Annotated in this window: 13 protein-coding genes; all 13 read left to right on the plus strand. The window is 45.7% G+C overall.

The genetic code is table 11. The features are described from left to right. Position 1: 1 nt before the first annotated feature. Positions 2–310 (plus strand): recombinase-like helix-turn-helix domain-containing protein, encoded by a 309-nt coding sequence (locus RB151_RS19830; RefSeq protein ID WP_042845619.1) that lies wholly within the window; start codon positions 2–4, stop codon positions 308–310. A 58-nt stretch (positions 311–368) separates the two neighbouring features. After that, entirely contained in the window at positions 369–1,409 is a 1,041-nt protein-coding gene (locus tag RB151_RS19835) for an aromatic ring-hydroxylating oxygenase subunit alpha (RefSeq protein WP_042845620.1), read from the plus strand. Beyond that, positions 1,402–2,157, plus strand: a complete 756-nt coding sequence (locus tag RB151_RS19840; RefSeq protein WP_042845621.1) for an SDR family oxidoreductase — start codon at positions 1,402–1,404, stop codon at positions 2,155–2,157. Before RB151_RS19835 ends, RB151_RS19840 begins: the two co-directional genes overlap by 8 nt. Positions 2,158–2,186: 29 nt before the next feature. Then, positions 2,187–2,963 carry an IclR family transcriptional regulator gene (locus tag RB151_RS19845; RefSeq protein ID WP_042845622.1) on the plus strand — a complete coding sequence of 259 codons (777 nt, stop codon included), beginning with the start codon at positions 2,187–2,189 and terminating at the stop codon, positions 2,961–2,963. Between the two features lie 110 nt (positions 2,964–3,073). Further along, positions 3,074–4,000, plus strand: coding sequence for a VOC family protein (locus tag RB151_RS19850; protein ID WP_071548655.1), 927 nt, complete (start codon positions 3,074–3,076; stop codon positions 3,998–4,000). A gap of 4 nt (positions 4,001–4,004) precedes the next feature. Further along, positions 4,005–5,219 (plus strand): NAD(P)/FAD-dependent oxidoreductase, encoded by a 1,215-nt coding sequence (locus RB151_RS19855; RefSeq protein ID WP_071548656.1) that lies wholly within the window; start codon positions 4,005–4,007, stop codon positions 5,217–5,219. Positions 5,220–5,240: 21 nt separating this feature from the next. Continuing rightward, positions 5,241–6,521 (plus strand): MFS transporter, encoded by a 1,281-nt coding sequence (locus RB151_RS19860; RefSeq protein WP_042845625.1) that lies wholly within the window; start codon positions 5,241–5,243, stop codon positions 6,519–6,521. 24 nt (positions 6,522–6,545) lie between these two features. Beyond that, positions 6,546–7,058, plus strand: a complete 513-nt coding sequence (locus RB151_RS19865) for a cupin domain-containing protein (protein ID WP_042845626.1) — start codon at positions 6,546–6,548, stop codon at positions 7,056–7,058. 15 nt (positions 7,059–7,073) lie between these two features. Then, complete coding sequence (locus tag RB151_RS19870; protein ID WP_048605943.1) at positions 7,074–7,913, plus strand: alpha/beta fold hydrolase; 840 nt, start codon at positions 7,074–7,076, stop codon at positions 7,911–7,913. 10 nt (positions 7,914–7,923) lie between these two features. Continuing rightward, entirely contained in the window at positions 7,924–8,718 is a 795-nt protein-coding gene (locus RB151_RS19875; protein WP_042845628.1) for an SDR family oxidoreductase, read from the plus strand. Positions 8,719–8,728: 10 nt separating this feature from the next. Beyond that, complete coding sequence (locus tag RB151_RS19880) at positions 8,729–9,520, plus strand: aspartate dehydrogenase (RefSeq protein WP_071548657.1); 792 nt, start codon at positions 8,729–8,731, stop codon at positions 9,518–9,520. A 13-nt stretch (positions 9,521–9,533) separates the two neighbouring features. Continuing rightward, on the plus strand, positions 9,534–11,003 hold the full coding sequence (locus RB151_RS19885) for an aldehyde dehydrogenase (protein WP_042845632.1): 1,470 nt from the start codon (positions 9,534–9,536) through the stop codon (positions 11,001–11,003). A gap of 41 nt (positions 11,004–11,044) precedes the next feature. Further along, the gene (locus tag RB151_RS19890) at positions 11,045–12,688 is read left to right on the plus strand and encodes a thiamine pyrophosphate-binding protein (RefSeq protein WP_042845633.1); all 1,644 of its coding nucleotides are present in this window, start codon (positions 11,045–11,047) and stop codon (positions 12,686–12,688) included. Positions 12,689–13,032 lie beyond the last annotated feature (344 nt).

Raw genomic sequence — 13,032 nt, forward strand, 5'->3', positions numbered from 1 at the left:
AATGGAACCCATTCAGAATTTTAATCCTTATTTACCTGCAAATAACCAAATCATTCCTGCCCGTGAAGGGGGTAAAGGCAGTATTCAAGCACCGGGAAGTGCCCCCAATATTGTTTGGCAAACCCGTTCACGTATACCTGATGAATATGAGACCACTCTAATTTCGGCACTTGAGACTCTATTTGCAGCAGGCACTGAAACCCTTGATGAATTAGTTAGCGCATTAAACCAGCTGCAAATATATGACCGACAAGGTCACCTTTGGTCTTCCAGCAGTTTCCGAGAATTTCTTCTCGTCAATGGTTATTAACACCTTGGCATTACTCAGAAAATATAATTAAAACGCCTTTGATAAACGGAAGCAAATCATGACAACCAATACACAACTTCAAAACTCTCAAGAATATTTAGATGTTGGGTTACGTGGACAATGGTATCCCGTATTATCCAGTTGGGAAGTAAGCAGTAACCCTATTGGCATCACTCGGCTCGAAGAACAAATCGTTTTATGGCGAGATGATAAAGGCCAACTTCACGCACTTGAAGATAGATGCCCACATCGTGGCGCTCGATTATCAATGGGGTGGAACCTAGGTGAACGCATTGCTTGCTGGTACCACGGCGTCGAAGTCGGTGGCGACGGTGTCGTTAAAGATGTTCCAGCGGTCAGCCAATGTCCGCTTGAAGGGCAAAAATGCTTAAAGACCTATCCAGTTCAAGAAATTCATGGGGCTATTTTTCTCTACTTTGCTGTCATTGAAGGTGAAACCCCACCCGCTCTTGAGTTCCCTGAAGAATTAGCGGATGACGAAAATCACAGTCATTTCCTATGTACTGCCTCATGGAAATGCAATTACCAGTATGCGTTAGAAAACGTAATGGACCCCATGCACGGAACCTACCTCCATTCATCATCACATTCAATGGCTGAAGGAGACAAACAGTCAGAGATGATCCTTGAAGCGACAAAAAATGGTTTCATTTTCCGTAAAAATGACCAAATTGGCGTCAACTTCGATTGGGTCGAATTTGCGAGCACAGGCGCAAATTGGATGCGCTTATCCATTCCTTATCAAAAACGTTTTGGGCCGGGTGGGCATTTTTGGATTATCGGTATGGTCGTTCCTGAAGACCGTGATCATACTCGGGTCTTCTTCTGGCGCATCCGCAAAGTCAAAGATTGGCAACGTGATTTATGGCGCTTTATGTACCGCAATCGTCTAGAAGGGTTGCACTGGGATGTCTTAGAACAAGACCGCATTATTTTAGAAAACCTTGCGCCTAACGCACGTAATAAAGAATTCCTCTACCAACATGATGTGGGGCTATCGCGCCTACGCCGGATAATGCAGCGTGAAGCGAAAAAACAATTTGACCTAATAAACAGCAAGGTAGCTGAAAATGCGTGACTTATTAGTGGGCAAACGGATTGTTATCACTGGGGCAGCCAGAGGGCTTGGCTTTAGTTTTGCCCAAGCCGCAGCACAGCAAGGGGCTCATGTTGTCTTATGTGACATCCTAGAACAACGATTACAAGAAAGCGTTGAAACACTCCGTAACCAAGGCCTTGATGCACAAGGTGTTCAGCTTGACCTTGCTTCCCCTGATTCAATAGCGCATGCATTCGATATCATCGGTCAGCAAGGGGTTATTGATGGTTTGATCAATAACGCAGCTCTTGCAACAGGTGTAGGCGGCAAGTTACTGGATGAGTATGACATAGCACTGTGGGATAACGTCATGACCGTCAATGTCAGAGGAACATGGCTAGTCACAAAAGCGGCTTTGCCATTTTTAAAACTCAGTGGCCATGGAAAAATCGTCAATATTGCCTCCGATACTGCACTGTGGGGTGCACCAAAGCTAATGGCTTATGTCGCCAGTAAAGGGGCCATTATCAGTATGACTCGTTCAATGGCTCGCGAACTTGGTACTCACCGCATTTGTGTGAATGCTATTGCACCGGGGCTTACCAAAGTTGAAGCAACAGAATATGTCCCTGCTGAGCGCCACCAGCTTTATGAAAATGGCCGAGCACTACAAGGTGAACAAATCCCTGAAGACGTAACAGGCACCGCGTTGTATCTACTTTCACCAATGGCTAATTTTGTCACAGGGCAATTAATTCCCGTTAATGGTGGCTTTGTTTTTAATTAACTAACCAAGTTGGCTAAGGGGTTAAGGCAATGAGTTCAACATGCAAATATTTAATACCGGGTTTGGAAAAAGGGTTACAACTTCTTCTTCTCCTCGCTCAGCAACATCGTGAGTTAACTTTTGCTGAAATCTTGCGCTTAGTCGATATGCCAAAGGCTACGGCATATCGGGCTATCCAAACATTGGTGCATTTGGATTTTCTCGTCCAACACCCACGCACAGGGGCCTTTTCTCTGGGGCGAAAAGTATTAAGCCTTGGTCTTGGTTATATTGCATCGTTAGATTTAACTCAATTAGGTCAACCCATTATCGAACAATTGAGAGACCGTAGCCAATGTAACAGCCATTTAGTTATCCGCGATGGCACAGATATTATTTATATCGCTCGGGTTAGTGGTGCCGAATCAAAAATTAACCACGTCAGTGTCGGAACACGTTTATCCGCGCATCGTACCTCACTTGGGCGCATGCTACTTAGTGGGCTGAACCGTGCGGAATTTGATGCACTCTACCCTCACGATGAGTTACCCGACAATGCAGGCAGTAAACACGAATTCTGGCAAATGATCCAAGCCGACAAATTGCGTGGCTACGTGATCGGCGAATCATTTTATCGTCGGGGGATTTCATCCATTGTTTACCCCGTCTACAACCAAGCTAATGGCGTAGAGGCGGTGATTAGCATCATGGTACCGATGAACAGTATTCCGGCACAGGAACGCCAGCGATTACAAAATGAAGTGAGTTATGCCGCGCAAAGATTGACTGAATTTATTGGTGGTATGAACCAAGCAAAAGCCGTTTAGCGTTAAGCAATTATCTACCCTACATTTTTAGGTTTATTGCCATAAGCCTCAGACTCCTTTTGCCCAAAAGGTGCCTTTGGCAATAACACCAATCTACAGAGGACTTTGCTATGCCAGTGATTGGAATAGAAAAATTAGAATTTGGTGTCGAAGACATCCCTAACTGCCAAAAATTTTTACATGATTTTGGCCTACAGGTTACCGCGGTCAACCCGTCATTATTTTCGACGCTCTCTGGGGCAAAAATACAACTTTTTGACCATCAAGACCCTACACTTCCACCTGCTTTTGAAACAGGCTCAACCCTGCGTCGAATAACTTGGGGGACGGAAAATGCCACTGAACTCAATAAAATCATCGAAAACATTCAGGGTTGTGATGGTTTCAAACTTACTGGAGATGGCGCCGAATGCCGTGACCCGAATGGTATGACAGTGGCTTTTACCGTCACTCAGCAACAGAGCGTCGAAATAGAAATCTCACCAATCAACCAATGGGGGGATATTCGCCGTATTGATCAACCTAGCCCTGTTTACGAAAAAGCAACGCCAATTAATGTGGGCCATGTGGTATTTTTTGTCGACGACTTACCGTCCACAGAAGCCTTTTATTGCCAAAAGCTGGGTTTTCAAGTCTCTGACCGTTATATCGACCGTGCTGTCTTTTTACGTGCTCAAGTTAATGGTTGTCATCACAATTTATTCCTACTCAAATTACCACACCGTGGCAGCGGCCTTAATCATGTTGCCTTTACCGTACGTGATATCCATGAAGTCATTGGCGGTGGCTTAGCAATGAACCGGCAGCAATGGAGCACCTTTATTGGTCCTGGTCGCCACCCGATTTCATCGGCTTATTTTTGGTACGTTAACAGCCCGACCGGTGGCGCCTTTGAATATTACACTAATGACGATTTCTTGACGGATAAATGGCAGCCTCGCGAACTGGAACATTCACTGGTTTCATTCACCGAGTGGGCGGTGGAAGGCGGTCTAGATTATGAAACCCGTCGTCAAGTCAAACCGGTAAAGGAGTAACCCTATGAATTCCTTAATCCAAGGTGGTATTGTCATTATTGGCGGTGGGCAAGCAGGTGGCTGGGCGGCAAAAACCTTACGAGATGAAGGTTACCAAGGCCAAATCTCTGTTATCAGCGATGAAGATCATGACTTTTATGAACGCCCACCGCTATCAAAGGCCGCACTCACACTAGAAAGCTTTGCGCTGTCGCGGTTATTTAGTGAAGAAGCCACCCAAGCCTTACATTTGCAATGGTTTCGCCCAGTGCGAGCCACTAAGATTGATACAAAAACAAAATATGTTCACCTCAATGATGGTCGTATTGTAACGTTTGAAAAACTGTTACTCGCCACAGGTGGACGCCCCCGTTACCTCTCCAATGATTGGCAAAAACACCCACAAGTTTTCGCATTACGCTCATGGAACGATGCACAACAACTACGCTCAGCACTCCTTGAGGCAAAGAAAATTGCCATCATTGGCGGCGGGTGGATTGGCTTGGAGGTCGCTGCCTCTGCACGTCAAATGGGAATAGATGTCACAATTTTTGAGCGTCAAAGCCGCCTATGCGAACGCAGCGTTCCACAAAATGTCTCTGAAGCATTGGCACAGCGCCATACCCGAGCTGGCGTACATATCATTACGGATTGTGGTGACATTAAGCTTGGGGAGTCAGTGACTCGCTTACAAATCACTTGCCAGAAGCAACCATGGCAAACATTCGACCTAGCCGTAATGGGGATTGGGGTTGAATTAAACCTTGAACTCGCCAAACAGGCTGGGCTTGATATCACCCATGGTATTGTTATCAATGACCAAGGGCAAACCTCACACCCTGATATTTACGCTGCTGGCGACGTGGCTTGTCATCCAACACTTTCTTTATGTCTGCAATCTTGGGCTTACGCACAAAACCAAGCCATCACGACGGCAAAAGCCATGTTAAACCCGCAATCAGAAGGGTTTGATGAGCCAGCTTGGCTATGGTCGGATCAATACCAAGATAATATTCAAATATTGGGCATACCAACTTCGCAAGCGCAACAACACATCCAGCGCTATACACCAAACTCAGAGGTCCATTTTTCCCTGAATGACACTAATGAATTGGTGCAAATGATTGCTTTCAATGATGCACGCGCTATCAAGCTAGGTAAGCGTTGGATGCAAAGTCACCGCAAACTGGATCCTTCTGAACTTGCTGATCCAACATTTTCACTGATGTCACTGAAATAGTGTACAGCAAGGAGAAATAACATGGCTAATCAAAGCATTACCTTACAAGCCAAGGAACATGACCAACAAGCCCAAGACATCCCTGAAAAAATTAATTGGTTAATCCCAATTGGCTTATTTTCCTGTGTATTGCTCGCTTTCTTCGACAAAATCAGTATTGCAGCTCTATTTTCAGATGAAAAGTTTCAGCAGGCACTTGGCATTGACTTTGATCCAACACGTTTAGGTCTGCTGATGAGCGCATTTTTATTTGCTTATGGCGTTTCCTCAATGTTACTTAGTGGAATTGGCGACCGATTCCACCCAACCAAAATGCTACTGTTTATGATTAGCAGTTGGTGCTTCTTAATGATTTTCATGGGGTTTACCCATCATTACGGCACGATGGTTTTTCTGAGGATCTTGCTCGGTATTGCTGAAGGCCCCCTACTAGCCATTGCTTACGCCATTGTACGCCGCACATTTCCACCTAAGATGCAGGCTCGCGCCACTATGATGTGGTTACTTGGAACTCCAATTGGAGCGGCTCTAGGCTTCCCTATCGCCCTATATCTTCTGAATAATTTTGGCTGGCAAAGTACCTTCTTTGTGATGGCGGCCTTTACCGTACCCGTTTGGTGGCTAGTCGTGATTGGTATCCGTCACCCTAACTTAGTAAATCGTCAGGCTCAAACCAAAAACTCAGCGGGTGAAAAACGATCAGTCGAACAGCTCGCGACCATACAAGCCCATAAAAAACGCTTATTCAAAAACAGCCATTTTTGGATTATCTGCCTGTTTAACATCGCTTTTCTTGTTTATCTTTGGGGGATGAATGGCTGGTTACCAAGCTATTTAATTAAAGGGAAATCAATCCACTTAGAGCATGCAGGGGTCTTATCCTCTCTCCCCTTTATCGCCATGTTGTTTGGCGAAGGAATAGGCGCATGGTTGTCTGACCGCTATGACCGTAGAGCTTTAGTGTGTTTTGTATCTCTCTTAGGTGCGGTATTGGGCTTAGCTGGAGTGCTATTCCTCACTGATACCTACAGCATCATCCTCATGATGGCATTTAGCATGTTTATGTGGGGAGCAGGAGCTCCCAATATCTTCGCTCTACTCGCTAAAGTCACACAAAAACAAGTCAGTGCATTGGCCGGTGGCATATTCAATGGCCTAGGAAACCTCGCTGGCGCGGCTGCACCTCTGCTGATGGGGGTGCTGATCACCGCCACTCACACTATGGATAGCGGGCTGTTATTTATCGTAATTATTGGTTTAGTCGGCAGCCTACTACTTCTGCCTCTACTGAAAAAATACTAATCACTCTGTGTAGGAGATAACGCTATGTCACAACCTCAAATCAAACCCCAAGATATCCCAATGGCACAATGGATAGAATCACGAATTGCTCGCCTTGAAGGCCGTAAATATGACTGGAACGCCTTGAAATTCCAAGCTGATTACGACCCTAAATATCGTCGTGCCCAAATGCGCTACATCGGTACTGGTGCAACAGGTGTTGCTAATGACGTGAATACCGTCCCCGCAGAGAACTTCACTTTCTCCACCATGGTATTACCCGCCAAATGTGAAGGCCCCTTACATTTACATCCTGATGTTGAAGAAGTGTTTTTCATGCTGAAGGGCACTATTACGCTATTTGTTCGTGATGGTGACGAAGAGTATGAAACGGTTCTCAAAGAACGTGACCTAATTTCTGTTCCAGCGGGGATTTACCGTGGTCTATTTAATCATGGAGAGGAAGAGGCATTAATGTGCGTGATGATTGGCACACAAAAGCCTGCAATCCCGACTTACCCAGAAGACCACCCGTTATCTAAAGTGAAACGTAACTAACCGGAGTTATCAGTGATGAATTTGCCAATCGAAAAACTTCCTGCACAACAACTGGCTGATTTTGGCCAATACCGCCTTAATTGGCGCTGTTCAGGTCATGGGCATGCCGTCGTTTTATTGCACGGGATCAGCTCTGGCTCGGCCTCATGGGTAAGCCAACTGGCTTCTTCATCACTGACCGACCACTATCGACTGTATAGCTGGGATGCTCCCGGCTATTCGGGCAGCTCAATGCTCAACACAGCGAAACCAACTGCTGTTGACTATGCTACAGCATTAAAAGCTTTTTTAGATAGCCTAAAAATACAACAGGTCGTTTTAGTCGGGCATTCACTCGGAGCCTTGATGGCTAGCGCTTTTGCCGCACAATATTCTCAGCAAGTAAAAGGGTTATTTTTAGCTAATCCAGCTCAAGGCTATGCCTCTAAAAGCCCTGAACAGCAAGCTTCCGTGTATCAACAACGGCAGATGATTGTAACTAATTCAGGGTTACAAGCCTATGCTGAAAACCGAGCCGCCGCCCTACTATCACCCAATGCAACCCCAGAAAAAATCGATTGGGTGAAACAAAATATGGAAAAACTTAATCCCCAAGGCTTTCTTGCGGCAGCATGGATGTTAGCCCATGACGATATTAGTTTGTATTTAAAGGGTTATAACGGGCCAATCGAAATACTGGCAGGCGCTGATGACACCATTACGCCACCACAACAAGTACAGCAGCTCGCGATACAACAAGAGTGCCCTTTTTGGTTGATTAAACAAGCGGGACATGCCAGTTACCTTGATACCCCCACACAGTTTAATCACCATTTGAAACAATTTTTAGAGACGGTATACAACCCAGTCGAATAAAGGAATCCTTATGAATTTACAGTTAAATAACCGTATTGCTGTCGTGACTGGAGGGAGCTCTGGTATTGGTTTTGCAACAGTCAAACTGTTACTCGACGAAGGTTGTAAAGTTGCTTTTTGTGGTCGAGATACTGAAAAACTACAACACGCTCTCAATACATTACGGTCTCTCTACCCTCAAGGGGAATTTATCGCACAGCGCTGTGATGTCCTCGATAAGGCACAAACAGAAAACTTCGCTCAACATGTTTATCAACACTATGGGCAAGTTGATCTTCTGATTAACAATGCGGGTCAAGGCTATGTTGCAAGCTATGCTGACACTCCTGAAGCCGCTTGGTTACATGAAGCACAATTAAAATTATTTGGTGTCATTAACCCAGTAAATGCTTTTTTACCTTTCTTAGAACAATCCAATATTGCGTCAATTACCTGTGTTAATTCGTTATTAGCGTTACAACCCGAGCCCCATATGGTCGCCACATCTGCCGCACGCGCTGCTCTGTTGAACATGACATTAAATTTATCGAAAACATTGCTACCCAAAGGGATACGCGTTAACTCAATTTTGCTCGGTATGGTCGAATCAGACCAATGGCGGCGTCGTTTCGAAAACCGGAGTGATAAAAGCTTGGATTGGCAGCAATGGATTGGCGATATCGCTAACAAGCGAGGGATCCCGATGCAACGTTTGGGGAAACCAGAAGAACCAGCCCGTGCCTTAGTTTTTTTAGCTTCACCGATGGCTTCGTTTACCTCCGGTGCCGCTTTAGATATTTCGGGTGGCTTTAGCCATCACATTTAAAGGGTTAATTATGAAAACATTAATGTTGATTGGTTATGGTGCAATGGCACAAGAAGTGATTGCTCGTTTACCTAGTGGAATAACCCTTCGCTGGGTTGTGGCTCGCCCTCATCACCATAACGCAATACAAGAACGCTTCAAGGGCGCGGTGCTCCCTATTGATAGACTTGATGACTTTAACGAACACCCCGATTTAGTGTTGGAGTGTGCTGGTCATCAAGCGGTACAGCAGTATGCGCCAACCATTTTACAAAGGGGCTGGACTCTTGCCATTATTTCCACTGGTGTACTGGCTGATGCCACTTTCGAAAACACACTAACCACATTAGCAAAGCGTCATCAAAGCCAACTAATTCCTCTCTCAGGCGCGGTTGCTGGGCTTGATGGTTTACGAGCAGCCAAAGAGGCGAACATTACCCACGTCATTTATCAGTCACGTAAAAGCCCTGCCAGTTGGCGCAATGGTGCTGCTGAGCGTTATATCGACTTATCGAGTGTCTCTGAAGCTACCGCCTTTTTTAGTGGTAGTGCGCGAGAAGCTGCCTTGAACTTCCCAGCCAATGCTAATGTTGCCGCTACCGTTGCACTGTATGGCATAGGTATGGATGCAACTCAGGTACAACTCATCGTTGATCCGGACACCACCAAAAATTCGCATCAAATTGATGTAAGAGGGGATTTCGGGCATTTTTCTATTGAGTTAAATGGCAACCCCCTACCTTCAAACCCAAAGACATCTATGCTTGCAGCCCTAAGTGCCGTTGAAATTTGCCGCCGTATTGCTGAGCAACAGGTAAGCTAATAGGAGCCTAATCATGAATAAAATGGATATTTTTGTGGGGGGAAAATGGCAACAAGGTCGTGGACCTGAAATGCAATCACGTTTTCCGGGTGATAACCATGTCGTTGCTACTCTCAACAGTGCCAGCCTTGAAGATGTCCAAGACGCCGTAAACGCGGCGGACAAAGCTTGGCGAGAACCTACCTGGCGCAATATGCCTGCACATCAACGCGCGGCTATCTTATATAACGTCAGCGCATTGATTGATGAGCAGCGTGAAACCTTAACGCAATTACAAACTTTGGACAACGGGAAGCCGTGGGCTGAAGCGCGTGGTTTAGTCATGAGCGCAGCCGCCACCGCACGTTATTTTGCCGCCGTTTGTGAGGTTTCTGGAGGGGAGCTTCCACCTCGACGCCAACCAGACTTGATGACAATAAGCACTTACCAACCCATCGGAGTGATCGCCGCCATCACACCGTGGAACTCCCCCATTGCCAGCGATATGCAAAAAATTGCTCCGGCGCTTGCCGCAGGTAATGCGGTTATTTTAAAACCTGCGGAAGCCACGCCACTAATTTCATTAAAATTGGCAGAACTCTTTGAACAAGCAGGGTTACCAAGTGGCTTACTCAGCGTATTACCGGGAAAAGGCTCTATTGTGGGTGATGCATTGGTTCGCCACCCGTTAGTGCGAAAAATCTCTTTCACCGGGGGGACAAACACGGGTCGCCAACTGGCTCATATTGCGGCTGATAAACTGATCACGACCTCCCTCGAACTGGGTGGGAAATCCCCAACAATTGTGCTAGCAGATGCTGACCTAGACATTGCCGCTCATGGAGTCTGTTACGGTATTTTTAGTTCAATGGGACAAGCTTGTATCGCAGGTTCTCGCTTATTTGTTGCCCGCGATATCTACCAACCTTTTATGGAAAAATTAACCCAATTAACCCAGAACTTGATTATTGGCGACCCAAGGCAAGAACGCATCCATGTGGGGCCTTTAATTTCAGCGGCTCACCGTGATAGCGTCAAAACCTACGTTGAACAAGCCGTCCAACAAGGCGGTCATATTCGCCTTGGCGGTACCGTTCCCACAGACCCCGCACTACAAAATGGCAATTATTTCTTACCGACCATTATTGAAGGCCTCAGTAATCAATCTAGTGTTTGCCAAGAAGAAATCTTCGGCCCCGTCTTAGTGGTGATCCCCTTTGATGATGAAGCCACATTGATCCAAGAAGCTAATGATTCCGTTTATGGGCTGGCTGCGGGGATTTGGACTCGCGACTATACTCGCGCCTTTAAACTGGCGGATGCCCTTGATGTAGGAACAGTTTGGGTCAATACCTACAAAGTTTTTTCCATCTCAACCCCATTTGGGGGCTTTAAAGAAAGTGGCATTGGCAGAGAAAAAGGCTTAGAAAGCCTAAAAGCCTATATGCAACAAAAAAGCCTTTTTTTGGCACTTAACCCACAACCAAACCGTTGGTGTGAATAGCTTATCCGTTAAAGGATTACGGCTGCATTTAGGAGAATACAATGTCTGAAATGATTACAGTTGGCGAAGCTATCGCCAGAACACTTGAACAATACCAAGTCACAACGGTTTACGGGGTTATTTCTATTCACAATTTACCTATTGCCGATGCGATTGGCCGTCGTGCTAAAATTGACTTTACCCCAAGCCGTGGAGAAGCCGGAGCAGTAACTATGGCCGATGCACACAGCCGTTTTAGTGGCTTAGGCGTCGCGCTAACGAGTACGGGGGCTGGAGCAGGAAATGCAGTGGGGTCAATGATTGAAGCTATGAATGCTTGTTCACCAATGCTCCACATTACTGGGCAGGTTGAAAAAGCCTATTTAGATATGGATGCAGGGTTTATTCATGAAACAGCGGATCAACTGGGTTTCTTGCGTTCAAGCTCTAAACAAGCATTCCGTGTACATACACCAGAACAAGCGGTGGCGACACTGCATAAAGCAATCCAAGTTGCGCAAACCGCCCCATGTGGCCCTGTTTCGATTGAAATCCCCATTGATATTCAAAGTGCTCAAGTGCCATTGTCCTTATTAAGTGCCCCGCTTTCTGTGCCAACTTTGCCCGCAATTTGCTCATCACAGATAGAAGCCATTTGGGACAAACTTCAGCATGCACAGCGCCCATTATTGTGGGTCGGTGGCGGTGCATTGCAGGCGGTAGAAGCCGTTAAACGCTTGGCTAATCAAGGTGTCGCCGTAATCAGCAGCACCCATGGAAGAGGTATTTTATCGGATGATCACCCGTTCAGCCTGCGTGCTTTTCATAATGCGGACTCAATTGATACATTAATGCGTGAATGTGATTTGACGCTGGTCGCGGGCTCCCGGTTACGCAGTAATGAGACTAAAACTTGGTCATTACCATTACCTCACCCCATCATCCAAATTGATATTAACCCGTTAGCGGCAAACCGCAATTACTTAGCCGACCTCAATATCACAGGGGATTGTAAAGGCCTGCTTAATGCGCTTGCCGATAAAATTGAGCAAGCTAACCGCCCAGTTTCTTCTGCATGGAAACAGCAAATACAACAAGCCGTTCAGTTGGCAGAACAGCAATTAAGGGCACAATGCGGGCCATACAGTGAACTCAGTGATGCTGTCGAGCAAGCCTTACCCGAACATGGTATTTTTGTGCGGGACATTACTGTATCAGGCAGCTTATGGGGCAGCCGTTTATTAAAAGCTACACAGCCGATGCACAATATTCATTCCTTAGCGGGTGCCATTGGCTTAGGCCTTGCGATGGCCATTGGTAGTGCGAAAGCCAACCCAAATACCGCAGTGATTGGCTTAGTTGGGGATGGCGGCTTGATGTTAGGGGTCGGTGAGCTTGCGACTATGGCTCAAGAACAACTACCGATTGTGTTGATAATCATGAATGACCAAGGTTATGGTGTCATGCGTGGTATTCAGGAAAAATATTTCTCAGGTCGCCAATATTATAATGAATTATTAACACCATCATTTAGCCAACTAGCACAATCGATGGGGATCACCGCCCTAACGGTAGATAAACCCAGCGAATTCCAACCTATACTTCATCAAGCTGTTGCTTTAAAGCGGCCAGTTGTCGTTGAAGTATTAATGAATCATATCGGTAAAATGAATTTCTCGGGCCCCCCGCAGAAAAAACTATTTTAACCTCTAACTTCTTATCGAGCGCGGCACTCCGTCGCGCTTTACAAATCCATTAAACAAAAACCTCTCCTATGTCTGATGCAAATTACTTTCCTAGCTGATTCACCACATTTTGCTCAATATGGCAAAAAATCCGCTCCTGACAACAGGTTAGTATTTGTTAGGTTATTATGTATTTTACATTGAGAGTGGATAGTGGAAATTATATTTAAATAGAAGTTAGGGCATCACCATTTTTTTCCTTATAATACAAAGCATCGTTTATAAATTTTATTGTTCTATTCACGAATTAACCCAATAATGATTTGCCCGCTCAAAAAAGCAAACAACCTTGAGAAAGACTGGCT

It is taken from the genome of Providencia rettgeri (assembly GCF_001874625.1).
In the GTDB taxonomy this organism is placed as follows: Bacteria; Pseudomonadota; Gammaproteobacteria; order Enterobacterales; family Enterobacteriaceae; genus Providencia; species Providencia huashanensis.